This is a genomic window from Nitrosomonas sp. Is79A3 (assembly GCF_000219585.1).
In the GTDB taxonomy this organism is placed as follows: domain Bacteria; phylum Pseudomonadota; class Gammaproteobacteria; order Burkholderiales; family Nitrosomonadaceae; genus Nitrosomonas.
In genome coordinates, this window is the sequence record NC_015731.1 from 1,033,864 (window position 1) to 1,059,284 (window position 25,421).

Sequence of the window (25,421 nt, forward strand, 5' to 3'; positions counted from 1 at the left end):
TGTAAAACGCCGGTAACTCAGTTTCTCTGAAAAATCAAATCCCAAACGCCATGCCCGAGCTTGAGTCCTCTTTGCTCAAACTTGGTCAATGGCCGGTATTCCGGCCGTGGCGCATAATCTGTTGCGGTGTTGGCGAGTTGGGATTCCTGACTTAAAACCTGCAGAATTTGTACGGCATAGTCTTCCCAGTCGGTAGCCACATGGATATACCCGCCCGTCATTAAATGTGCACACAAATGAGTAACCAGCGCCGGTTGGATCAATCTGCGTTTGTGGTGCCTGGCTTTAGGCCAGGGATCGGGGAAAAAGATGTGAATGCCATGCAAACATTCTGCGGGCAGCATGTGTTCCAGTACTTGGACGGCATCATGTTGGATGATACGTAAATTCGTCAATTCGAGATGCTCGATTTGATTGAGCAGACTGCCGACTCCGGGCGTATGTACTTCAATTCCCAGATAATCATTTTCAGGATGCGCCGTTGCGATAGTCGCGGTACTCTCGCCCATGCCGAATCCGATCTCCAGGATTTTGGGTGCCGGGCGGCCGAAAACTTGGTCCAGATCTAGCCGGTTCTCGCCAAATGGAATGCCAAACCGGGGCAGTAATGTTTCACAGGCGCGGCGTTGCGCATTGGATAAGCGCCCTTGGCGAAGAACGAAGCTGCGTATGGTTTGTTGCATCGTCTGGTAAAATTGGGGGCGTGCGTGCGGGGAATTAGGCCGGTTTACCTGTTGCTGATTTCTTTGTAACTGTGTCTGAATTGGCGATGACGCCATCCGTTGGCGAGCTGGGGCTGGCGCTGTAGAGTTTTTTTGCCATGCGTCCGGCCAGATACGCTTCACGTCCGGCTTCAACGGCTTTGCGCATTGCGGATGCCATCAATACCGGATTTCTGGCTGCAGCAATCGCCGTGTTCATCAGTACGCCATCGCAACCCAATTCCATCGCAATGGTTGCATCGGACGCCGTGCCGACACCCGCATCGACCAATACCGGGATTTTTGCATTGTCGATGATGATTTGCAGATTCCATGGATTCAAAATGCCCATGCCCGAGCCAATTAACGAAGCCAACGGCATGACGGCGACACAACCCATGTCTTCCAGTTGTTTGGCAATAATCGGATCGTCCGAAGTGTATACCATCACCTGAAAATCCTCCTTGATCAGAATCTCCGCGGCTTTCAGGGTTTCCACCATGTTCGGATACAGTGTTTTGGGATCACCCAGCACTTCCAGTTTGACCAGACTGTGCCCATCCAGTAATTCACGCGCCAGGCGCAGTGTGCGCACCGCGTCTTCAACGGTATAACAGCCCGCTGTGTTGGGTAATAAGGTGTATTGCGAGGGCGGCAAAACCTCCAACAGATTGGGTTCATTAGAATTTTGCCCGATATTCGTGCGCCGGATCGCGACAGTAATGATCTCAGCACCGCTTGCTTCAACGGTTGCGCGGGTTTCGTTGAAATCCTTGTATTTACCTGTGCCGACCAGTAACCGGGATGTATAGATTTTGCTGGCAATAACTAAGTTATCCATGAAATTCTTTTTTGTACCAAAGGTATATTTGTTGAATAGCGCGAGATTTAACCGCCACCGACGGCCACCACAACTTCCAGCTGATCCCCATGAACCAGAATTTGTTCCGAGAATTGGCTGCGCGGAATAATCTCGCCATTGCGCTCTATGGCGATGCGTTTGCCGTGCAATGCAAGATGGTCGATAAGCTGCGTCACGTTAATCGGCGACTCAAATTGCTGCGGTTGTCCATTAATGGTGAGTTGTATCATAGATGATAAAGCAGGGATTGATATTTCAGGTTAGCCAAATGATGAACAATCAAAAATCAGGATGAATTTTATCATGTGGGGATTGGGTAATTTGAAAAATTTATGGATATTACTTTGAGTCGGCTCAGTTTTACTAAAACGGCTGTTGAAAAACTATCTGTGTTGCTAGTATTGGATTCGTGATTCGGTACCTGACCCCGGCGGCTTACCTCAGCGACTTGTCTGAAAAAAACTTAGATAATTACTATTTGAATCAATTTTTTTATAAAACATCTTTATAATGGACGATTGGAATGTCTATCAATAATTACATGGTGTGGTTCCCTTGAGATTGAGCAGATTTGAAATAGTCGGAGGAGTAGCTGCGCTTCTAGCGGCAATACATGTGGCTAAAAAAAACGATAGAATCGACCATAGTGCACTTATACTACTCAGTGTTGCTGCCCTCTCCTTCCTGCTTCCAGAGTTGGTCACTCTGTTCTCAAAAGTAAAGAAGGTCAAATGGGGAGAATTCGAAGCGGAATTTGAAAAAGATCTCCGAAAGTTGGAACAGAAGATTGTCGTTGCGGAGAGCGAAACGCGAACAAGTAAGCGTTCTAGTGGCGTTAGTTATGCACCGCTGTATGATTCATACGTCAAAGAGTATCAAAGTATAGTGTCGAGTCCGTTGCCAGGACGTGAAAAAATCATTCTAGGTGCAGTGCTTGCTGAGAGAATGATCCAAGAGACTGTTAATGAACTGGAGTTAAGTAAATCTGGTCGATTAGGTGCCAGAACGGGGATGCAACTCCTTTTAGAAGAAGGATTTATCACATCATCCGAGGTCGATGCATTCGAGGAATTCTGGAAAGTCAGAAATACGGCAGTACATGGGCCTGCAGATGGTCTTTCGGAGCATCAAATCTCGCGCCTTCTCGATTTGCTGTGGCGTTTGGTTAAAGTTTTCGGTTGAAATACCCAATAAAGTGCTAGTAAGGGTGGGGCCAAAGGGTGGGGCCAGGTCGCGAATTGAGAATATAGCCGATGTAGCCGATGAATTAAATTTGATTTTTGTTTTGTAACCTGGTGGTGTGCGTTGCCGGTATTGGATTCGAGATTCGGTTCCTGACCCTAACGATTATCGCCTATCATGCCGCAGGCCATATCAGTATAAGCAAGCGACATTAAATTGAAGCCGGGGCACGCCAAATAGCGAACCCAGGCTTGCAACTATGCAATCCCTTGCGGGATCAGATGCCGAAACCGCCAGGTGAATAGATGAAGTCATCAGCGGCAAGTGCCGTGCCGATCACCTTGATGGCCATATCGGCTGTGCCATCACCGTTGGCATCGGCCTGAAGCGTCTGAACGCCCGCTGCCGTTGTCACCCGCAGTTCGGCCCCACCGGTTGCCGAGAAAGCCGACGCGCCAATAAAGGTCTGCGATGCGGTGAATTGTAGGGGTGCCAGCATGATCAGGTCTTCAGCGCCATTGAAATCCGTGATCGTGTCGGCTGCGGCCACCGTGGAATCGGCCAAGTTGTCAAATACAAATCGATCAGCGCCAGTGCCACCCGTCAACCGGTCGGTGCCAAGCGAGCCCGTCAGGCGGTCGTTCCCCGCATCGCCACGCAGCGTGTCTGCACCAGATGAGGCGAGAATGTTGTCATTGCCATCGCCACCGGACAGGGTGTTACCTGTGGTTTCTCCGAATTCGCCGCCAAAGATATTGTCGTTTCCGCCAGCGCCGTTGATGATGTCGCTGCCATTGAAGCCATAAAGATCATTGTCGCCGTTCGAGCCGGTGATCGTATCATTGAGGTTCGAACCCCAGACCTGCTCGACATTAACAATCGTATCGTATCCATCAGCCTTTGTATTCTGGGCCTTGGTAATACGAAGATCAACAGTCACCCCGCGCGTGCCCGTGACCCCGCGATAGTCCACCGCATCATATCCCAGCTCGCCGTCCAGATAGTCGTTACCAGCACCGCCGATCATGCCATCATTGCCGTTGCCACCAAACAGCCGGTCATTGTCAGCGCCGCCATCCATCGTATCGTGACCGTCCATACCATAGATCGTGTCGCGTCCTGTGCCACCGAACAACTTGTCACTGCCTAAAAATCCAGTGATTGTGTCGTTGCCGCCAAGGCCATATATTTCGTCGCCAATCCCGTTGATATCCACATTCAGCGCAGTGAGAATGTCGTTCAATTCAGTTCCATTAATGATGGCCATTCGCTTCTCCTTGTTTTAGTAATTTGTGCCAATATGATTAGAGGCATATAGTAAAAATAAACGCTTTTTTCTCAAATTCATTATATATAAATCGAATATTTGGTCAAGCGTATTGGAAAACCATGTTGGAAGACCCAAATTCCGCGAATGGATTATTATTCTCTTTCTTTAGAGCGTCGAAGTAAGCTTGTGGTAGCGGGTTTGCGGGTAAATGGCATAAGCGGCGAGTTGTGAAAGTTTAGAGAAGCATAGGGCAGGCTGTGAATTCTTGATTCGCGACCTGAACATCCCGCTAGAATTTTCAAGTGTTTTCGTCGATTTTTTTACGTATCTCATAGGCACGATTTTGTTTCAGCATTCTGAATATAATACGGCAAAGCTGTCGGCCAAGCGCCCGAATTGCCTGATTATGTGATTTCCCCTCAATCCGTTTTTTCTCATAGTAACGCTGTGATTCAGGTACGCATTTTCGATGCTTGTCTACAGCGGCCATCATCGCGGTTTTGGCGCGTTTGTTGACATGTTGCGGTGCTTTTGAACCTCGAAACTTCCCTGAGCTGTTATCAAGGTTGGCCATTCCCAAATAGAGCGCCAGACTGCGTTCGCTAGCAAATCGATCAATGGTGCCAATCTCGCCCGCCAACTCTGAAGCACAGATCACAGCGAACCCTGGAATACTGTCAATTAACTGCGCAGCTTGGGATTCTTGCATTAACATCTTGCAACGTAATTCCAATGCTTTGATGTCGTTTTTGAGCGCCAGGATACGCCGGGCATCTTCAATGATCATCTCGCCGACCCATTCCACTTCATGACTAAATGACGCATGCGATTGCCATGCGACAATACTATCGGCGTACTTGCGGCCCACACCAGAGGGTATCCTAAATTTTGTGTAAGTGGCGGTAAATACTGCTGAGGCATCCTTTCCTCAAACTGAATAGTAAACCTGTTTAACGCAGGTTTCCAATCGCGCAGTGGCATCGTCCATTTCTTGCTGATATTGATCAGTGCCAAATAGAACAATTTAGTAACAGCTTCATCATTTGGAAATGAGCTCCTATTTTTACTAACTTTACGTAAACTCATGTTCACCGACTCAATGGCATTGGTGGTGTAAATGATTTTGCGTATTTCAGGGGGGTAATCGAAGAACGGAATAATACGCATCCAATTGTTACGCCAGGATTTAGCAATTGGCGGATAAGCATCATCCCATTTCACTTCAAATTCAGTGAGATATTGCTCTGCCTCGTCTGCTGTTGATGCGCTGTAAACGCGCTTCAAATCAGTTGCAACCAGACCGCGTTTATTCCAGCCCACGTAATTTAAACTATTACGCACCATATGCACAATGCAAAGCTGTACCGTGGCTTGCGGTTAGACCGCCTCAATGGCTTCAGGAAAGCCTTTTAAGCCATCCACACAGGCGATGAAGATGTCTTGTATGCCACGGTTCTTAAGTTCAGTGACAACGCCCAGCCAGAATTTAGCACCTTCAGTCTGTGAGACCCATAAACCCAGCACTTCTTTTTCGCCTTGCATGTTTATGCCAATGGCAAGGTATACGGCTTTGGTACGCACCGCACCGGCATCACGGACTTTGACGTGGATGCAATCCAGATAAATGACGGGATAGACTGCATCCAGCGGGCGGGACTGCCATTGCTTCACATCTTCCATCACTGCATCGGTAACGGATGAGATCAGTGTAGGCGAAACCTCCGCACCATACATCTCGATCAGGTGACTCTGGATTTCGCGTACCGTCATACCACGCGAGTACAGTGATATGATCTTGTCATCAAAGCCAGTCCAGCGTGTTTGGTGCTTAGAGATCAGTTGTGGTTCAAAGCTGCCCTCGCGATCACGAGGGATTTCAATCGGCAACTCACCAAATTCACCCTTAAGGGTCTTGCTGCTTTTGCCGTTGCGGGCATTGCCAGTGAGGTTGCTGACAGTAGCATGTTTGTCATGACCCAAGTGCTCAGTCATTTCCGCTTGTAACGCACGTTCAATCAGCGCCTTGGTGAGTTGCTTAAGTAGTGCAAGCCAGAAAACCATCTATCCCAATAAGAAACAACAGGTTGCTAGTAATTAAGGTGATGAAGAATTCTGAGAAATTGAGCTAAACTGCTGTTATTAGGTAGTTCTGGTGCATTTTAAAGCAAAATAACCTCAAACTTCGATTGAAATCGGCGAGAATATCGTTGTCAGAAACAAACTTCGTTCGATTGGAGATCAGATGCGCGTAGTCCGAACTGCACAGATGGAATTAGGTGAAATTGACGTATCACAAATCAAATTCGATTTGAGATCACGAGATGACATACCGAAGATACTGCGCGGATTACAGCACCTGTACATGAATGAGGAATTGCGCCAGAGTGTTTTTGCATTACTGGAAAGTGAAATTGCTTCCGAGGTTAGTAAGCGCAATGGCCGCCCTGGCATGACACTCTGGAGCATACTGGTTTGTGGCGTATTACGCCTGGACTTAAATGCTGATTATGACCGTCTTCACGAATTAGTTAACCAGCATAAAACTTTGCGCGAGATGCTGGGGCATAGTCTGTATGATGAAGACAAAAGCTATGCCTATCAAACTTTGGTGGATAATGTTGGCCTGCTCGCGCCGGAGCTTTTGGACAAATTGAACCAAATCATTGTTGAAGGAGGGCATGCCCTTATAAAAAAGGGCGAAGGAGTCCTGCGTGGGCGGTGCGACTCCTTTGTTGTTGAAACCGATGTGCATTTTCCAACCGACATCAACTTGTTGTGGGATGCCCTGCGCAAAGCGATTACGCTGACGGCATACTGGTGTGAAAGGCAGCAATTAAGCGACTGGCGGCAATATAGCTACAACCTGCGCCAATTAAAACGACTCATGCGTTGTGCGCAGAACAAAAAGCGCAGCGTCGCTAAAGCACGACAAGACAAAATCGACGCACAAGTTACGCAAGCGCACCAGGCCTATATTGACCAAGCCAAAAATCACTTAGACAAAATTCAAGACACCTTAACCAAACTGACCGCGACTGCGCCTACTGAGCTACTCCAAAAGATTGAAATTGAAGGCTACATCAAACACGCCGAGCGCCAAATCGACCAAATCGAACGTCGTGTCATTAAAGGTGAAATGATTCCTCACGCAGAAAAGGTATTCTCCATTTTTGAACCCCACACCGAATGGATCAGCAAAGGGAAGGCAGGCGTACCGGTTGAGTTGGGTGTCAAAGTATGCATCCTGGAAGACCAGCATCAATTCATCTTGCATCATCAGGTGATGGAAAAACAAACCGATGATCAGATTGCAGTATCCATGATCGCAGAAGCTAAAAAACGCTTTCCCAAACTCAATGCCTGTAGTTTCGACAAAGGCTTTCATTCACCCGCCAACCAAGCTGAATTGACCCAACATCTCGACCAGGTCACGCTCCCTAGAAAAGGCAAACTAAGCAAAGAGCGTCAAGCGGTAGAACGAACCGAAGAATTTGTTAAAGCCCGTCGGGCACACTCAGCGGTAGAGTCAGCAATCAATGCATTGGGGATACATGGTTTAGACAAATGTCCAGACCATGGCATCGATGGTTTTAAACGTTATGTTGCACTAGCCATTGTCACCAGGAACATCCGTCGAATGGGTGATATCCTGTGGCAGCAAGATGTGGAACGTGAGCGCAAAGCGAAAGAGCGATATTTAAAATATCGATCAGCAGCCTAAACAGCTGTCTATCAAACGTAAAAACCGCCTGATTGTGAGCAATCAGCGGGTGGTGCTGGGTAAAAATCGAGTTTTTTGTGCTACGTCTCCCAAAAAAATGCAATCGGAAGCTTTTTTGAATGCGTATCCTCATTGCATTTTTCAGGAGTGATTGAAATTTAGGTAGCTCGCTGTCAAAAAATGGGGTTTTCGGGCTGACACTACTTAAGCAACTCACCAAGGCGCTGATTGAACGTGCGTTACAAGCGGAAATGACTGAGCACTTGGGTCATGACAAACATGCTACTGTCAGCAACCTCACTGGCAATGCCCGCAACGGCAAAAGCAGCAAGACCCTTAAGGGTGAATTTGGTGAGTTGCCGATTGAAATCCCTCGTGATCGCGAGGGCAGCTTTGAACCACAACTGATCTCTAAGCACCAAACACGCTGGACTGGCTTTGATGACAAGATCATATCACTGTACTCGCGTGGTATGACGGTACGCGAAATCCAGAGTCACCTGATCGAGATGTATGGTGCGGAGGTTTCGCCTACACTGATCTCATCCGTTACCGATGCAGTGATGGAAGATGTGAAGCAATGGCAGTCCCGCCCGCTGGATGCAGTCTATCCCGTCATTTATCTGGATTGCATCCACGTCAAAGTCCGTGATGCCGGTGCGGTGCGTACCAAAGCCGTATACCTTGCCATTGGCATAAACATGCAAGGCGAAAAAGAAGTGCTGGGTTTATGGGTCTCACAGACTGAAGGTGCTAAATTCTGGCTGGGCGTTGTCACTGAACTTAAGAACCGTGGCATACAAGACATCTTCATCGCCTGTGTGGATGGCTTAAAAGGCTTTCCTGAAGCCATTGAGGCGGTCTACCCGCAAGCCACGGTACAGCTTTGAATTGTGCATATGGTGCGTAATAGTTTAAATTACGTGGGCTGGAATAAACGCGGTCTGGTTGCAACTGATTTGAAGCGCGTTTACAGCGCATCAACAGCAGACGAGGCAGAGCAATATCTCACTGAATTTGAAGTGAAATGGGATGGTGCTTATCCGCCAATTGCTAAATCCTGGCGTAACAATTGGATGCGTATTATTCCGTTCTTCGATTACCCCCCTGAAATACGCAAAATCATTTACACCACCAATGCCATTGAGTCGGTGAACATGAGTTTACGTAAAGTTAGTAAAAATAGGAGCTCATTTCCAAATGATGAAGCTGTTACTAAATTGTTCTATTTGGCACTGATCAATATCAGCAAGAAATGGACGATGCCACTGCGCGATTGGAAACCTGCGTTAAACAGAAACATAATGGGGTCTACCATCGTATTTTGCAGGATGACAGGCCACAGAACCATAGTTTAATATAGCAAACGGACGGGGATGTGGCTCATGGGGTCAGCGGCTGGGATTCTGGTTCGCTAGACTTGAAATGCCGTCCCCGTCCTCCTGCGTCATCCGGTGTGTCGTTCGGGATGGTGCCGATCAGTAGATTGTGGCTCTGTATGTAGACGAGACCGACGGATGATTTATCGGTTTAGTTGCAACAGTACGGAGGCCCCATGATCATGGATAATACCCCACAAATTTATGTCAGTGTTGATATAGGTTGTCGTCAGCACAGTGTAGCAATAGGCCTGTCCAATGGCGATGTGCTGGATGAGTTTGCCATTTTCCACCGCCCGGAAGGTTTTAAACAATTCTTTGAACGTATTGAACATCATCGACAACGCCATGGTGGTGCGGTAGCGGTAGCAATGGAAGGCTACAATGGCTATGCCCGCCCTTTGGACAGTCTGGTGAAAGTACGCGGTTATGAACTCTACAACATCAACAATCTGAAGCTGGCTCGCTTTAAGGAAATTTTTCCGGCTGCGGCCAAGAATGACCGCATTGATGCTTGCAAAGGCCTGGAGCTATTCCAACTGCGGGATCACCTGCCATTGGCTAAAGACGTTCTTCAGGAAATCATGCCGACACCACGGGAAAACGATATGCTCAAACGGCTGAGTCGCCGTCGTCGTGCTTTGGTGGATGAAAAGAGCCGCCTGCAAAGTCGTCTTCAGGGCGATCTTCACGCAGTGTGCCCCGGCCTGCTGGACATCACAAAAGATGCAGATAATCTTTGGTTCTTACGCTTTATCACCAGCGTTGATGAATTGACCAAGCTGTCGCGTTTACGCGTATCTACCTTGCTAAAGATTCCTGGTGTGGGCCGCAAGTACGCCGATAGTATTGTCGCATGGCAATCGCATGCGTCATTTAGTCATGAAGTGGAATGGGTCGGCGAGATGATCATTGAAGATGCCCGGCGTATCCTGGCGCTCAAAAACGACATCAAAGCATTGGAATTACGTTGCAAGATGTTAATGCAAGAATCCCAAGCTGCGCAGTTAATTGACAGTATTCCAGGGTTCGCTGTGATCTGTGCTTCAGAGTTGGCGGGCGAGATTGGCACCATTGATCGATTTGCTAGCGAACGCAGTCTGGCGCTCTATTTGGGAATGGCCAACCTTGATAACAGCTCAGGGAAGTTTCGAGGTTCAAAAGCACCGCAACATGTCAACAAACGCGCCAAAACCGCGATGATGGCCGCTGTAGACAAGCATCGAAAATGCGTACCTGAATCACAGCGTTACTATGAGAAAAAACGGATTGAGGGGAAATCACATAATCAGGCAATTCGGGCGCTTGGCCGACAACTTTGCCGCATTATATTCAGAATGCTGAAACAAAATCGTGCCTATGAGATACGTAAAAAAATCGACGAAAACACTTGAAAATTCTAGCGGGATGTTCAGGTCGCGAATAAAGAAAAATTGATATATACTGCAGGCCATAACAAGACCACTCCGATTAGTTTAATTGGCTGTGTCATGGCTATGGAGTAGTTATCCGGCAATGATGGGTGATGTTACAAAACCGAATGGCTAACAACGGATTAGTTTTTGTCTTTATTTGGGATTCTTGATTCTGGATCTGATAGGGTGTCTGTGACACCGTTCTGCGTTAACTTTGCCATTGCCCGATCTCATGGAAGAACTGCAACTGGAAATATTTGTGCTGTTTTGGTTGATAGGGATCAATGGCGCCCCCATTCTGCTGACAAAATTGCTCGGCCAACGATTTTCCTGTCCTATTGACTGCAATCGGGTATTTTCCGATGGCCGGCCTATTCTGGGTCCATCAAAAACCTTCCGGGGTCTGATATCTGCGCTGCTGGTGTCGGTTCTGATTGGCAGCATTTTTGCGATTCCTCTCCACACTAGCTTGTTATTTGGTGCACTATCGATGATGGGCGATATGACAACGAGCTTTATCAAGCGGCGTTTGAGTTTGGTATCGAGTTCGATGGCATTGGGATTGGATCAAATTCCAGAATCATTGTTTCCGCTGCTGGGCTGTAATGATTTGCTGGGAATCAGCGTAGAGCAAATTGTTGTGGTTGTAGTGGCATTCTTTCTGATAGATCTAATACTTTCGCAGCTATTATTCTGGCTCCGCATTCGGAAAACACCATATTAAGCGTGCTTAGGGCAGCAATAAATGGTGGATGGTCACCTCAGGTAAACAATTAAATCGTGCGTTTACAATCGATGTGCCTGCGCCAACGGAAGTATAGCCCTGCATTTTCTGATAGTGCCACTTGCCAGCACCCAAATATCGCGGGCACTTGGAATCCAGCGTGATGGGAATTCCACCCGGTAGGCAGATTTGACCGCCATGCGTATGGCCACAGAACATCACATCAAAATCCGCATGCGCAGCCAGGCGGTAAATTTCCGGGGTATGCGAAAGCAACAAAGAAACAGCCTCTTCGGGTATGTCCCGGGCAGCTTTTTGGATATTGTCGACACGGAAATAGTGCGGGTCATCTACGCCTGCGAGGAAAATTTTCGCCCCGTCTTTTTCCAAAGTAGTTGCTTCATTCATCAGCATGATTACCCCCATCGATTCCAATGCAGGCAACATCCGTATCGAGTCATGATTGCCTAGAATGCCGTAGACGGGTTGTTTCAATGTGGTAATCAGCCGCTGCATGCCAGCAACGGCACCATCAATTTCACCAAAAGTCCGGGCACGATAATCTCCGGTTAAGGCACAGATGTCATAATCCAGACCGGCGACTGTCTGAATCAATGCAGCGAGATTGCGATCATCCATATCCACGTGCAAATCAGTCAGGTGCAGGATCTTGAAATCATGAAATGCCTGGGGTAAATGAGGCAAGTGAATCCGATTGTTCTTGACCTGTAAATTGCGCGCATTACTCTGCCCGCGCTCGTACATGCCAACCAACTGGATGGCAAAGCGGATCAATGCATGTGCGGAATACCAGTTTTCAGGATGAAAAAAATTCAATCCGCGCCCAAAGACGCGGTGCCCATGCTCCGCTTCGATTCCAAGCCGCTGCCTGGCGTGTATTCGACCGAGGCGAGCTTCTAGTTGTTGTTCTATGGTATCCATTTTTGCCGGTAATTATACGTTGGAGCATCTCTAAGAATCCAAATTTCGTCACAACACTTTGTTACCATGCTTTCCCGCAAGCAATAAAAATCACACAGGGTTCCAAAATTGCTTATATTCTTGGTGCACATGAAATATCGGGTTAAATTCTTTTAAACTCATTTTTTTCTAAAATTCATGAATCATGTCAGCACATAAAGGTTACGGACAAACATGGTGGGGCGCGCAGTGGCTTAACTCGCTTTCACAGATCGACTATGACAATCGATTGCCGCGGGGGCGCAGTTATGCCAATAAAGGTTCAGTGACGAAAATTGAGATTCGGCAGGGAAACATTCATGCCAAGGTCAAAGGTTCCCGCCCGCAGCCTTACACGGTGAAAATCGAGGTTCCGGCCATGCCAAAGCCGCAGGCCAAGGTTTTACTCGATGCGCTGGCGCTGGATCCGGTGGTTATCTCGAAAATGCTCAACCGTGAGTTGGATCCTGCTGTTTTGGAGCGCGTCAGGATGCTGAAGATCGATATTTTTCCGGCGCGCTGGTCGGATCTTTCCATGAGTTGTTCCTGTCCGGATTGGGCCGTGCCATGCAAACATCTGGCTGCGGTGATTTATTTGATCAGCCGCGAAATTGATGGCAATCCTTTTATGGTGTTTTCGTTGAAGGGAGTCGATCTCATCCAGGAACTGAAAGCCCGCCATATTTCGATTGAAAGCGAAGCCAAGGCAGCGCTGCCGATAGCCGATGACTTGCTGGGTCAATCACATCAACATGCCGCGACGGTGCCGGATGTTGCTGATGCAACGGACTACTACAGCGTGTTGGATTACTCGACATTGCCTGATCTTGCGGTTTCTCTGGTGAGTGTGCTGCCTGCAAATCCTGCTTTCTTTCAGCAGGGTGATTTTCGTGTGATCTATGAAAAAGTGATGAAGCGAGTGATCAAGCAGGCGCGGCTTGCACTCAATTCTGTTGTGGAAACGGATCAGGCGAAATCCGCTATTACCGCTGCGGATAAGCCGCACATAACACTCAATACTAGCTATCAGCCGGCCCTTGCCGGATTGACAGCGCCATTACGCTGGCCAGATTGGGTATCCGATCTGCAACAGATTGCCGAAGCTGATTTGCCTGACCTCCAGCCCGAAGTGGCGGCTATGCTTCATGCGCGTATGACCAGTTTGCATTTGCTGGCAAAGGGCGCAGTCTTACCGCAGGTGTTCAATGCAGATAAATTGGGCGTGGGGCTGCGCTGGTTACCGGCGATGCTGGATGAGACGGTGAGCGCTTTGATCGGCCAGTTGGCTGCGCGTCTGCCATCCGGGTTGTTGGCATTTCACGGTGACAAGCAGGTGGTCAATCTCTCGGGAGAAGTACAAGCCGTAGCGCTATGCAGTTTATTTCTGAGTGAGTTTATACGTCGTTGGAGTGATGCCGGTGCTGAAAAGCCCTATGGTAACAAACTGATCGATCTTTTTTTTGGTCACGGCCACACGCGGTTTGAAGGACCCGGTGAAGGCGAAGTGGGCAGCGGGGTGCAATTATGGCTGGCACGCTTTCATATTGGTCATCAAGCGCATGTGCCGGTGTTGCGGTTAGAGGAGGAGCATATTGGATTTAGCCTGTCGCTGGGCGTGGCGGCACGTAATGACCTACTGCAGGAACCTGCCTCATTTGCCAGCTTGCTGACCGATCCGGCATGGCAGGAAAATCGTTATAGTGTATTGAGAACGGTGGCCTTGCTGGCGGAATTCTTCCCGGACTTTAACGGTTATATCAATACCGGCGCAACAACGCCGATCGCGCTGAGTGCTGAAGCACTCCCGGCATTTTTGTTTGATGTGCTGCCTGTTATCCGGCTGCTGGGGATACGCGCGCTGCTGCCCAAAGCGCTGGACCGCGTGCTGCGGCCACGTTTGTCGATGAAATTATCCGGCAAGGATAGCGGCAGTTCCGGCTATCTCAATGCAAACGATATTTTTGGTTTCGACTGGACTGTAGCGATTGGGCATAACCAACTCACACAAGCGGAATTTGAAGAACTGGTCAAAACTGCCCACGGAATTGTGCGTTTCCGGGGCGAATACGTTTATCTGGATCCTGCCGAAATTGAACGGCTGCGCCTGCAGCTGGAAAAACCGCCGCGCACCACACAGGCGGAACTGTTGCGTATTGCCTTGACCGAGGAGTATCTGGGTTCACCCGTAATGCTGGATGCTCAAGCGCGTGACATGATTCGTGAACTTACCGAAATAGGCAGTGTGCCGCTGCCTGGTGCGCTCAATGCAATCCTGCGGCCATATCAGGAGCGCGGCTATGCCTGGTTGTATCGGAATATCCGTATCGGTTTCGGTAGCGTTATCGCTGACGACATGGGTCTGGGCAAAACTCTCCAGGTGATCGTTACTTTGCTGAAACTCAAGGAGGAAGGAAAGCTGGAAGAAGCAAAAGCGCTGGTGATTGTGCCGACCAGTTTATTGACCAACTGGACAAAAGAAATCGCACGCTTTGCACCGGCGCTGAAGGTGGATATTTTTCATGGTACGGAACGAGTACTGGAGAAAGAGCGTCCGGATGTGTTGCTGACGACCTACGGTTTGGTGCGATCTGATCTGGCCAAGCTCAAAAAATTGACTTGGTGTCTCGTCATCGTGGATGAAGCACAAAACATCAAAAACCCGGCTGCTGAACAGACCAAAGCCGTCAAGGCGATCCCGGCGGGGAGTTTCGTTGCTTTGACCGGCACACCCGTTGAGAACCGCTTGTCCGAATACTGGAGCATCATGGATTTTGCCAATCGTGGTTTTCTGGGGAATCTCACCAGTTTTACCAAAGAGTTTGCGGTACCGATACAAAGCCATCATGATCAACACGTGGCGAATCGTTTTAAGCGCATCACCAGCCCGTTTTTGCTGCGGCGGCTCAAATCGGACAAAAGCATTATCAGCGATCTGCCCGACAAGATTGAACAGAATCAGTATTGTGAGCTGACGGAAAAACAAGCGGCATTGTATGAATCCGTTGTGCGTGAAGCCTTGCGGGTGATCAGCGGCGAATCCGACACATTCAAACGCCAGGGGTTGGTGCTGCAAATGATCATGGCCTTGAAGCAAATCTGTAATCATCCTGCGCAATACCTTAAAAAGGGAGATACCAGCGCCAATTTGTCAGGCAAAGCCGAATTGTTTCTTGATTTACTTGAACCCTTGCTTGCTGCGCATGAGAAGGTACTGGTGTTTACGCAATTCCGTGAGGCAGGCGAATTGCTGTCGGCATGGATCAAAGAGCGATTCGGACGGGAACCGCAATTCCTGCACGGCGGTGTTGCACGCAAAACACGCGATAGCATGGTGGAGCGCTTTCAGAATGACCGTACCGAACGCATATTTCTGCTCTCGCTCAAAGCAGGCGGCACCGGCCTCAACCTGACAGCCGCCGCCAATGTGATCCACTTTGATTTGTGGTGGAATCCGGCCGTTGAGGCGCAAGCAACCGACCGGGCCTATCGCATTGGTCAGCAGCATAATGTCCAGGTGCATCGCCTGATTACCCGTGCCACCTTCGAAGAACGCATCAATGACATGATTCAGTCCAAGCGCAATCTTGCTGATATGACTGTAGGTAGCGGGGAAAAATGGATTGGGAATCTGAGCAATAACGAACTAAAGGATGTTTTTAGTTTGGGGTGATCTTCGCTTCATCTTTTGCGGCGCCGTGTAACTTTTACCATTAACACGATAAATCATGTGCTTGTACTGATTAATTGGTTCAAGGACAAGTTTCCAGTCTTAATCAGAATAAAAATAAATTAATTCGCCATGTATGACGATATGTTGTATATTAATTGCATTAAGTCGACATAAATGGCGAATATGAAGATAAATAATGAACTGTCCGATGAGACTATCTTGACTGAACTGGGCGGACGCCTGGCGCAACGGCGCATCGCGCGATCGCTATCTCAGGCGGCATTGGCGGCGGAAGCTGGAGTGGCCAAGCGCACGGTGGAGCGGGTTGAGGCCGGTGAATCGGTGCAGTTGGTAACATTGGTGCGTCTGTGCCGTGTATTGGATTTGATGGCTGGATGGGATCAGTGGTTGCCGGAAACAGGTCCAAGTCCAATGGCGCTATTAAAAGAAAAGCAGACAGGTAAGGGCCGGCAACGGGCAAGAGGCCGCCGTACTGCACCGGTCATGAAATCAGGCCAAAAACCCTGGACTTGGGGTGATTCGTCATCTTAAAAAGCTGTCCAACATCATGAGCACAGTTGCGGAAGTGAAATTGTGGGGGCGTACCATCGGTGCTGTGGCATTGGCAGACGGCGGTACTGTGGCGAGCTTTGAATACGACAGCGAGTTTGCCCGTAGCGGCATCGAGATTGCGCCGCTGACGATGCCGCTGGCCGGTACGATTTATCGTTTTCCGGCACTGGGGCGGGATACCTTCCATGGCTTGCCCGGCCTATTGGCCGATTCGCTACCGGATAAGTTTGGTAATGCCTTGATCGACGCTTGGCTCGCCACGCAGGGCCGTCAGCCGGGTTCCTTCAATGTAGTGGAGCGGCTGTGCTATACCGGCAGCCGTGGCATGGGAGCGCTAGAATTTTCACCGGCAAAAGGCCCAAAGGCGCGCACGTCGCAGAAAATCCAAGTTGAACAGTTGGTTAAGCTGGCATCGGAAGTACTCAAGCATCGTCAGCAGCTTGCAGAAACTTTTGGCGATGATGCGCAAAAAGCCAGTGCGCTCAAGCAGATCTTGCAAGTAGGCACCTCAGCCGGTGGCGCGCGCGCCAAGGCAGTGATTGCCTGGAATCCTGCTACGCATGAAGTGCGCTCCGGCCAGGTGAAAGCGCCGGAAGGGTTTGGTTATTGGCTGCTGAAGTTTGACGGCGTCAGCGGCAATAAAGACAAGGAGCAGGAAGATCCCAAAGGCTATGGCGCAATTGAGTATGCCTATTATCTGATGGCGCGCGATGCCGGTATCCACATGAACGAATCCCGATTGCTGGAAGAAAAAGGCCGCCAGCACTTCATGACCAAGCGTTTCGATCGTCTCGATCATCCCGATAGCGGCGGCAAATTGCATATGCAATCGTTGGGTGCGCTGGCCCATTGCGATTTCAACCTGGCGGGCGCTTACAGTTATGAACAAGCTTTGCAAGTTATTAAACGGCTGCAGCTACCAATGCGCGACGTAGAGCAACAATTCCGGCGCATGGTGTTCAATGTGGTCGCACGCAATCAGGACGATCATGTCAAAAACATCGCATTCCTGATGGATAAGCAAGGTACTTGGTTTTTGGCGCCCGCGTTTGACGTCACCTACAGTTATCAACCCGCCGGGCGTTGGACTTCCACGCACCAAATGACGCTGAATGGCAAACGCGATGGATTCGATCTGGCCGATTTTGTTGCGGTTGAAAAAGTGGCCGGTTTGAAACGCGGACAAGCCAAGGCGATCCTGCACGATGTGCAGCAGGTGGTTTCGCGCTGGAGAGATTATGCCGATGTGGCGGGCGTGAGCCAGGATCATCGTGACAAGATACACAGTGCCTTACGGCTGCAACCGTTCCTCTGAAATCCTGCGAATATTAATGGAGAACTCTGAGTAACCATCTTTGTCATTCCGAATGGAATGAGGAATCTTTTGGGGATCAACAGCATAGATTTCTCGCTGTGCTCGAAATGACAGTTATTCAGTGGCTCCATAAATTTGCAAGACTATTGATTGTATGAATATCCAGACACGACCTGCCCGTAATTCCGATTATCAGTGGTTGCTTGAATTGCACCATACCGTGTATCGGGATTTGATTACGCTAGAATTCGGATATTGGGATGAAGACGAGGAATTGGACTTGTTCATGAAAGCCTGGGAATCGAAACCTATTGAAATTCTTATGCTTGATGAGAAGAATGTCGGCATGTTCATTGTCGATGAGCACGCGGATCATTTGTGGCTGGATGAGATTCAAATCGATCCTCGCTATCAACATCAGGGCATCGGCACGGAAGTGATCGGGCGATTGATCGTTAGAGCGCGCGCACACCATTTTCCCCTATGCCTGAGAGTGCTGCATGCCAATCGGGGCGCTTACCGGCTTTATCAAAAATTAGGATTCCGTCAGATCGATCGTGCGAGACATCATACGGTGATGGAAATAACATGATTGGTTGCTGGTGACTGTATTCGCTGCTCATTGTGTTGTGGATTTGACAAAGTTTGTTATGATGAAGCCTAAATCGGTGGTAATCGCATAAAAATAAGGAAATAGAATGAATTCTGCAGTTTTAGATATGATAATCACGTTATTTCGTGACGTTTCTAATTGTAGTGATGTGTGCACGTAGAGCCAGTGAACTCACGCAAGGAGTTAAGCTGTGAATCAGGAGTACGAGGATAGATATTGTCTTTTTTTGGACATACTGGGTTTCCAGTCTCATGTAGATGAAACCATAAAGGGCGGAAACAAAAACAAGAGTGCGATGACCTTTACAAAGTTAAAGGGAGCTTTGGATCAAATTTCAGTGGATGTCCATTATCGAGACGCAGTAGAGATATCAGGAAAACTACGCTCTACTTCCCGAAGAGTTACCCAGTTTTCGGACTCCGTGATTGTTTCGTACCTCAGAAACGAGCCGCATGGAACTGGAGTAACGAGCATCCTCATGGATGTTCATAATTTACAATTAGCGCTATTACAACGAGGGATCCTGCTAAGAGGCGCTATCACGGCTGGCCAACTATATCATGATGAGAAACTTGTTTTCGGGCCGGCATTGAATGAAGCAGTAGCATTGGAGCGACTTGCAAACTATCCAAGAGTTATTCTAGATGGTGAAATTTTGGATGAGGCAGGACTAAAGAGGTCGCCATCCCCGAGCCTTTCTCGCACCATAAATTCAATGGTTGCAGAGGATTTTGATGGATTGTTCTATATAGATTACTTCAATATCCATCCAGACGATTTCAATGAAGACTGGGTTGACGTCCAGTATTATTTAGAAAAACTCAGAGCTGTAGTGAAAGGTCTTTCAAATAAAAAAGACCCATCTATAAAAGTTAAGCATTCATGGCTGCGCACTAAATTTAATTTAATGGCAAAGCCGTTTCAGAAAAGTGGGTACAAGACTCTTGGTATATGTACTGTTCCCGAAGATGACGTAGCTCTCTTTCAAGAAATTAAACCATTCTAATGTTCTGTTTCAACACGGTAGGTTGGGATGACAATAGGAATCCCAACATCACTCAACCTATAGTTTTTTCAAATCCAATATTTTAAATTTTGACGGATAAGATGCAAAAAGAAACATAACAAGCCTGTTCATATGTTTCATACTATTCGATCCCTTGCGATCTAAGATAATCCTCATAATTCCCTTTGAAATCATTAATCCCCTCCGGTTTCATTTCAAGAATTCGTGTGGCCAGTGAAGAAACAAATTCCCGGTCATGGGAAATAAAAATCAAAGTGCCGGTATATTTCTCCAGTGCACTATTCAGTGATTCGATGGATTCCATATCCAGATGATTGGTCGGTTCGTCCATCAGCAATACATTCGGTTTCTGCAGAATCAATTTGCCAAAGAGCATGCGGCCTTGTTCTCCGCCAGAAATTACGCGAGTGGATTTTTTGACGTCATCGCCGGAGAACAACAATCGGCCCAATGTGCCGCGGATCGTTTGATCGTCATCATTGCCTTGCCGCCACTGATCCATCCATTCGGTCAATGACAGGGTTTCTTCAAAATCAGCCGCATGATCTTGCGGGTAATAACCGGGACGTGCCTTATCGGGCCATTTGATCGTACCGGACTCCGGTATTAGCTCACCGGTAAGGCAACGCAGGAGCGTGGTTTTTCCGATTCCGTTAGGGCCAATGATGGCGATTTTCTCGCCGGCTTCTATGTCAAAGCTTAAATGGTCAAATAAAGGCTTGTCCATTCCAGGGAAACGCTTGCTGATTTCTTTGATGGAAACCGCCAGACGATGCAGCTTATCCCGGTCATCCACTTCAAATTGGATATAAGGATATTGGCGGCTGGATGGTTTGACATCTTCCAGTTTTATTTTCTCAATCTGTCGCGCACGGCTGGTTGCCTGTCTGGCTTTCGACGCATTCGCAGAAAAACGGCTGACAAAAGATTGCAAATCGGCAATCTGCGTTTTCTTCTTGGCATTATTGGTCAGCATGCGCTCGCGAACCTGGGTCGAGGCGATCATATAGTCATCATAGTTGCCGGGATAGATCCGCAGTTCGCCGTAATCCAGATCAGCCATATGCGTGCACACGCTGTTCAAAAAATGCCGGTCGTGAGAGATGATGATAATGGTATTCTTGCTGGCGTTGATGATATCTTCCAGCCAGCGGATCGTATTAATATCGAGGTTGTTGGTCGGTTCATCCAGTAATAAGATTTCCGGATCGGAAAATAATGCTTGTGCTAATAACACCCGTAACTTGAATCCTGGCGCAATCGCACTCATCAATCCATGATGCTGGGTAGAAGGAATGCCTACCCCAAGCAGCAGCTCTCCGGCGCGCGCTTCCGCAGAATACCCATTCAGTTCGGCAAATTGAGACTCCAGTTCGGCGGCATGCATATATTCTTCTTCCGTGGCTTCCGGATTGGCATAAATGGTGTCACGCTCCTGTTTGACGTGCCATAACTCCGCGTGCCCCATCAGTACCGTATCAATGACGAAACAATCTTCAAAAGCGAATTGATCCTGACGCAACTTTCCCACCCGTTCACCGCTGTCAACCATGACATTGCCCGCAGTGGGCTCAAGATCCCGGCCTAAAATCTTCATGAATGTTGACTTGCCGCAACCATTCGCGCCAATCAAACCATAGCGATTACCCCCGCCAAATTTTACGGAAACATTTTCAAAAAGCGGCTTGGCGCCGAATTGCATGGTGATATTGGCGGTTGTAATCAAAGTGGATACCTGCGGATTATTGTTGCAAGAAAGGGGCGCATATTCTATACGTTTTTCAATGATTCTGCTGTGTTACGGTGAATGTTAATTCACAGATTCGATTATTAATTGCATGAAACGGTGATTGGGGGATATGCTTCGCAAGAATTGAATCTTTGGGTGCGGGTCAAATACCTTTTTGCGATGAAACTTAAAGCGGTGACTGTTCCATAAAAAATAAGGAGATAGAATGCACATTACAGGATTAGCTATTACGCTTGAGGTAATCTATTACGTCATTCCGGGCGTCTAATCAGTGATTCGAAAGATACTCAGCGCAGGTCTTATTCTTTTCGCTTTGTCTGCTTCTGCTGCCGAAAATGAACAAGCTGTTCAACAACATAAAGCGTACTCTGATGCACAAGTATTGGGAAGATGTGCTGGATTCCTAAGTTTCATGAGCCAACTCTACGCTGCTCAGAACCAGCTCATTCAAGCAAAAGATGCTGCCTTAAAATCAAACAGTTGGCGCATAGCCACAATGGGGGCACTACTTGCTGCCGACTGGAGATCGGAAAATCTGGCCAGTACCGCAGATAGTATTTACGAAGGTGCAATAACAAGCTGGAGGGCGCGCTTAGAAAGCGCAGATCCCGATCTTTCATTTTCTCTCAACCAAGAATCCAAATTTTGTTTGTCTCACAATCAGTCACAGGAAATCTACAGAGAGTTTCTGAAACGGATAGCTAATCAGACTCAAAATTAGTCGTGGACATATAGAACATGACCAGTCGTTTCAGCCGATCGGATACCCATCGCTTCGCTCTGGTATCTGATCGGCTGAACTCAGGTGTTAGGCTTAACGATAGGTTTTTAAGGATGCTATGAAATACCCAGGACAACCGAAGATGCCACCCAGCTGGTATAGGGATCGTATCAATGGGGTCAGACTCGATTGATATATGGTTAGCGAACCTCCTTCCCCATTGTAGACATATTGCACCACTAAGGTAGTATGCAACTGCCATCACCCCCGTCGCGAATGTAATAGTCAATGGATAAACTGCCATTGGCGGCCGAGATAACATTCTGGCCTGCGCTCAGAAAGACGGGGGTATGAGGGCGGCTTGCACTTAGTTGTGTTAGCGGTACGCCATTTACGGAAACATTGAGCATGTAGCTACCATTATCAAACAGGTTTACGTACGGTTGCGCACGGCCAGTACCAGGATTCAATGCACAGCCGGGTTGCACTGTTGCATATGATTTTCCACTGGCGGCGTATTCTAATGTGCCGTCGGCGCTGAATGTATTGCCAGATGTGTCTGGGAGGGTGCACATCCCAGGCTGTACGGTAAACGCATAGTTATCCGCCTTCTTTTTACTCAGCGCCACAACCACCGTGTTGTCGCCATCTGCGAGCCAGATATGGGCGACTGGATTAGCGCTTGTGACGTTTGCCACAGGGACGCCGTTGAGTGACACAGTGGCGATCGTCTTGCGTGTCGGGTTAAACAGGCCAGCTTCTACTACCGGTGATTGCACGCCCGAGTCTGCTGGGTTAGCGGCACATGACACCATAGTGGATGCAAATGTTTTTCCGCTGGCCCCAACTTGCACGGTAGTAACTGCCCACACGGAAGTGCCAAATACCATGACAGCCACAAACGCCGACATAATTCCGAAAGAAAAAGTTCTGAATTTCATGATGATGCAACCTCCTAATATTAAAACATATTAATGATACATTTCATTATCTCTTGCTAATAAAAAGGTACATTGATATGTGTCAAGTTTATGTCAACCCGCGTAAGGCGGAAGCTTAAAGCGTTCCGCCGAATGAAAGAGTTCCACCCCGCATGAACACGCCGAATGAGAGTGATGATGGCGTTGGATGATAGGTTGGCGCTGGTTTTGATTTGACGGATCACCCTTCGGGTATCCGTCCTACGAAGCTGAAGGCAAGCCGTCAAAAAGATAAATGCATCGTGCCTTCACCGGTTCGGATTCCGGCTCAGTTTGTAACTAATCTGATACTCTGCGCCTTCCGCTTCAATGATGATCGACGATTCCCGGCTGTTTTCGCTTTTCTTCAACGCCGGAATCGTGCCGGTGAAGGGGCCGTCGTCATCATCATCGCCGTTGTCGAGTTCGAATACGGTGACGTTGAGCCGGTTGTCAAAAGCGGTATTTTTAGGGTAATAAGAATTAAGCATCCGCCGTTCATCGTCGTCGAAATCTTCGTCGGTGAAGTCGAGAAAATTGGCCGCCATATCGTCGGCGGTCATGGTGAGGTGGATCTCGTCCGCGCCCAGGCCGCTTTGGTCTTCGATGCTGTAGATTTCTAGGTGATTCAGGTAGGAAATACTGTAGCGATAGCCCGCCAGGAATTCATAGTCCGTTGTCTGGCTGCGTTCCAGCAAAATATAAACATCCTGGATGTCGGCGGCACGATCATAGTCGATTACTGTGAGCCGGTCTTCATTGGTTACCTGCGCAAAAGGCGCCGGGGCGGCGATGCCTTCGAACAGACTGAGGCGGATTTTCCGTTCAAAATCGTTTTTGATGTAAAACTGCGCCGGGTAAGGATTGCCGCTTAGTAATTGCTCGGCCAGCGGCGCGCGGAACCAGCATTCGTCATTTTTGCCGTTTTTCTGACCCACCGGCAAGCGCGGATCTTTGGGAATGTCATTCGGCAATAAGCCGATGGCGAGGAAGCGGTTTTCGCCGGTGTGCTTGATGAAAGAAAAAGCGATGTTGCCGGTGAATTGATCATCTCTCTCCGCGGCTTTCAAGCGGATGAACATCGGCCGGTGCACGTCGACCTGATCGCCTACCTCAGACAGCCCGAATTCATGTTGCAGACTGTTTAACCAGTCGAGGTCGAGCCCCAGTTCGCCCCATTTGACTTGATTGAACGGGTCAATTTTTGTGGACATAGCGTTTTCGTAATAGAAAGCGGCTTCCAGATTGGGGCTATAAGTGAACGTGTAAGTACCCGGTTCATGAATATAAATCCACTGGAATACGCCGGGGGAAGGTATCTTTAGATCATTGGCGATATTGACTTTGACCAGTGAATCCGGTGCCTGGAAATGTACAAAGTCGCCTTGCAGTTTGGCTTGATTGGGGGTGTTGTACTTAAATTGCCAATGCACCTGCGCCAAAATGCCTTTGTGGTCGCTTTGGATTCTTTCGAATGCCATATCCAGCGCGGAGAAATTGGACGGCAAAATCCGCATGTGCTGCGCAACCAGATGGCGAGGTGTTTCGCCCATGGCATCGGTGCGTTGCTTTGGAAAGCAGATGTAATCCAGCCGCTCTTTCAATCCCGCCGGCAAATGCTCGCCTTCTTTCAGATTAGTATTGGTCAGGCCCGGATCTGCTTCCATGAAGGCGCCGGGCGGCGTCATAAACGTGCGCCAGCCGTCGATCAGTTGTTCGGTAAAAATCAGCTTATTTTGTCTGACGGCAATCCCTTGCGAGGCGTTATTGTACGGGCCGCCGTTGTTGATAAACACGTTGGTCCATTCGCCATGACCCTCTGTGGAGTAGGGCGGCGTGTCGCCGCGGATGTTCAAGTCGCCCAACACAATGACTTTATCCCAATTGCCATTATCTTCCGGCGCGCCGATGAGGTCGATGAGTTCGGCTTCGATCACTTTCAATTGCCGCAAGCGGATAGTGTGATGTTCGCCGACTTCTTCATAGAATGCCTGTAAATGCGTCAAGGCGATGGTGACGATTTCAAAGTGCAATCCCGTACTAATCTGTACGATTGCGACGCCTTTTTCCGCCAAGCCGTCATCGCTCGCGCTCATCGGGTAAAACATTCCGGCAATGCCAGCACTAATGTAGGGATAAAACCGGCTGCGGTTATTTGAAAAGTTATAGTCCGACGGTGGCAATTCGCGAAACTCGAATTTGCTGAATATCGCCAGCCCGCCGTCGTTCAAATCGCCGCTGCCGCCGTTGAACGACACGATGAAATGGGGATACATATCCTTAAGTCCTGTCTCCAGAATCTCCTTTGCATCTTCGTTATCCGCCTCGTTGAACACCACCACATCGGGATGCTCATCAAAAGCAAAATTACCGGGATCGAGTGCTTTGACCGCCGCTTCGGCGCGCCATTTGGCATCGCTATGTGGACCCGCAGGCCAAGCCTGAGCCTGGATGTTCATGGTTAAAATTCTGATATTTCTCATGATGGAAGCACTCCCTCAGTTGGGTGATTGACTGAATGTTGAAAAACTATCTGTGATGCCGCTACGGTGTTAAAAATAGTCTCAAAATTCTCATTT

At 48.5% G+C, this 25,421-nt stretch carries 19 protein-coding genes and 2 pseudogenes; 11 read left to right on the plus strand and 10 right to left on the minus strand.

The window, feature by feature from the left end; genetic code table 11:
• Positions 1–17: 17 nt before the first annotated feature.
• The 3 genes from trmB to thiS are packed head-to-tail and all read right to left on the minus strand — an operon-like array spanning position 18 to position 1,793.
• The gene (gene trmB, locus NIT79A3_RS04700) at positions 18–683 is read right to left on the minus strand and encodes a tRNA (guanosine(46)-N7)-methyltransferase TrmB (protein ID WP_041360142.1); all 666 of its coding nucleotides are present in this window, start codon (positions 681–683) and stop codon (positions 18–20) included.
• A gap of 34 nt (positions 684–717) precedes the next feature.
• Positions 718–1,542, minus strand: coding sequence for a thiazole synthase (locus NIT79A3_RS04705; RefSeq protein ID WP_013965107.1), 825 nt, complete (start codon positions 1,540–1,542; stop codon positions 718–720).
• Positions 1,543–1,589: 47 nt separating this feature from the next.
• Complete coding sequence (gene thiS, locus NIT79A3_RS04710) at positions 1,590–1,793, minus strand: sulfur carrier protein ThiS (protein WP_013965108.1); 204 nt, start codon at positions 1,791–1,793, stop codon at positions 1,590–1,592.
• A gap of 385 nt (positions 1,794–2,178) precedes the next feature.
• On the opposite strand from thiS, the gene NIT79A3_RS04715 reads away from it, so the two are divergent.
• The gene (locus NIT79A3_RS04715; protein ID WP_156797013.1) at positions 2,179–2,745 is read left to right on the plus strand and encodes a hypothetical protein; all 567 of its coding nucleotides are present in this window, start codon (positions 2,179–2,181) and stop codon (positions 2,743–2,745) included.
• A gap of 277 nt (positions 2,746–3,022) precedes the next feature.
• On the opposite strand, the gene NIT79A3_RS04720 is transcribed toward NIT79A3_RS04715, so the two are convergent.
• From NIT79A3_RS04720 to NIT79A3_RS04730, 3 genes and pseudogenes are all read right to left on the minus strand, one after another.
• Positions 3,023–4,012, minus strand: coding sequence for a M10 family metallopeptidase C-terminal domain-containing protein (locus tag NIT79A3_RS04720; protein ID WP_013965110.1), 990 nt, complete (start codon positions 4,010–4,012; stop codon positions 3,023–3,025).
• 301 nt (positions 4,013–4,313) lie between these two features.
• A complete protein-coding gene (locus tag NIT79A3_RS04725; protein ID WP_348225726.1) occupies positions 4,314–4,883 on the minus strand; it encodes a transposase in 570 nt (189 codons plus the stop codon).
• Positions 4,884–4,924: 41 nt separating this feature from the next.
• Positions 4,925–6,076 (minus strand): annotated as a pseudogene (locus NIT79A3_RS04730) (IS256 family transposase); the annotation flags it as partial.
• A gap of 181 nt (positions 6,077–6,257) precedes the next feature.
• Between NIT79A3_RS04730 and NIT79A3_RS04735 the strand changes: the two are divergent.
• From NIT79A3_RS04735 to NIT79A3_RS04750, 4 genes and pseudogenes are all read left to right on the plus strand, one after another.
• Positions 6,258–7,736, plus strand: a complete 1,479-nt coding sequence (locus NIT79A3_RS04735; RefSeq protein WP_013965111.1) for an ISNCY-like element ISNtsp2 family transposase — start codon at positions 6,258–6,260, stop codon at positions 7,734–7,736.
• Positions 7,737–7,936: 200 nt separating this feature from the next.
• Positions 7,937–9,094, plus strand: a pseudogene (locus NIT79A3_RS04740) (IS256 family transposase); the annotation flags it as partial.
• A 203-nt stretch (positions 9,095–9,297) separates the two neighbouring features.
• The gene (locus tag NIT79A3_RS04745; protein ID WP_041360563.1) at positions 9,298–10,509 is read left to right on the plus strand and encodes an IS110 family transposase; all 1,212 of its coding nucleotides are present in this window, start codon (positions 9,298–9,300) and stop codon (positions 10,507–10,509) included.
• Between the two features lie 235 nt (positions 10,510–10,744).
• The gene (locus NIT79A3_RS04750; protein WP_198009388.1) at positions 10,745–11,254 is read left to right on the plus strand and encodes a CDP-archaeol synthase; all 510 of its coding nucleotides are present in this window, start codon (positions 10,745–10,747) and stop codon (positions 11,252–11,254) included.
• A gap of 6 nt (positions 11,255–11,260) precedes the next feature.
• Here the strand turns inward: NIT79A3_RS04750 and NIT79A3_RS04755 are convergent, their stop codons facing one another.
• Positions 11,261–12,196, minus strand: a complete 936-nt coding sequence (locus NIT79A3_RS04755; protein WP_013965114.1) for a metallophosphoesterase — start codon at positions 12,194–12,196, stop codon at positions 11,261–11,263.
• 184 nt (positions 12,197–12,380) lie between these two features.
• On the opposite strand from NIT79A3_RS04755, the gene NIT79A3_RS04760 reads away from it, so the two are divergent.
• The 5 genes from NIT79A3_RS04760 to NIT79A3_RS04780 all read left to right on the plus strand — a co-directional run bounded on the left by NIT79A3_RS04760 (position 12,381) and on the right by NIT79A3_RS04780 (position 19,391).
• On the plus strand, positions 12,381–15,884 hold the full coding sequence (locus NIT79A3_RS04760; RefSeq protein WP_013965115.1) for a DEAD/DEAH box helicase: 3,504 nt from the start codon (positions 12,381–12,383) through the stop codon (positions 15,882–15,884).
• A gap of 183 nt (positions 15,885–16,067) precedes the next feature.
• Positions 16,068–16,436, plus strand: a complete 369-nt coding sequence (locus NIT79A3_RS04765; protein ID WP_041360144.1) for a helix-turn-helix domain-containing protein — start codon at positions 16,068–16,070, stop codon at positions 16,434–16,436.
• 16 nt (positions 16,437–16,452) lie between these two features.
• Positions 16,453–17,772: a HipA domain-containing protein gene (locus NIT79A3_RS04770; protein ID WP_013965117.1), complete on the plus strand. Its 1,320-nt coding sequence runs from the start codon at positions 16,453–16,455 to the stop codon at positions 17,770–17,772.
• Between the two features lie 154 nt (positions 17,773–17,926).
• Positions 17,927–18,364 (plus strand): GNAT family N-acetyltransferase, encoded by a 438-nt coding sequence (locus NIT79A3_RS04775; RefSeq protein ID WP_013965118.1) that lies wholly within the window; start codon positions 17,927–17,929, stop codon positions 18,362–18,364.
• A gap of 211 nt (positions 18,365–18,575) precedes the next feature.
• Positions 18,576–19,391 carry a hypothetical protein gene (locus tag NIT79A3_RS04780; protein WP_013965119.1) on the plus strand — a complete coding sequence of 272 codons (816 nt, stop codon included), beginning with the start codon at positions 18,576–18,578 and terminating at the stop codon, positions 19,389–19,391.
• A 142-nt stretch (positions 19,392–19,533) separates the two neighbouring features.
• Here the strand turns inward: NIT79A3_RS04780 and NIT79A3_RS04785 are convergent, their stop codons facing one another.
• Complete coding sequence (locus NIT79A3_RS04785; RefSeq protein WP_013965121.1) at positions 19,534–21,138, minus strand: ABC-F family ATPase; 1,605 nt, start codon at positions 21,136–21,138, stop codon at positions 19,534–19,536.
• Between the two features lie 295 nt (positions 21,139–21,433).
• Between NIT79A3_RS04785 and NIT79A3_RS04790 the strand changes: the two genes are divergently transcribed.
• A complete protein-coding gene (locus NIT79A3_RS04790) occupies positions 21,434–21,883 on the plus strand; it encodes a hypothetical protein (protein WP_013965122.1) in 450 nt (149 codons plus the stop codon).
• A gap of 239 nt (positions 21,884–22,122) precedes the next feature.
• Here NIT79A3_RS04790 and NIT79A3_RS04795 read toward each other — a convergent pair whose 3' ends face one another.
• Positions 22,123–22,824 (minus strand): hypothetical protein, encoded by a 702-nt coding sequence (locus tag NIT79A3_RS04795; protein WP_013965123.1) that lies wholly within the window; start codon positions 22,822–22,824, stop codon positions 22,123–22,125.
• 287 nt (positions 22,825–23,111) lie between these two features.
• Entirely contained in the window at positions 23,112–25,325 is a 2,214-nt protein-coding gene (locus NIT79A3_RS04800; RefSeq protein WP_013965124.1) for an endonuclease/exonuclease/phosphatase family protein, read from the minus strand.
• Positions 25,326–25,421: the final 96 nt, after the last annotated feature.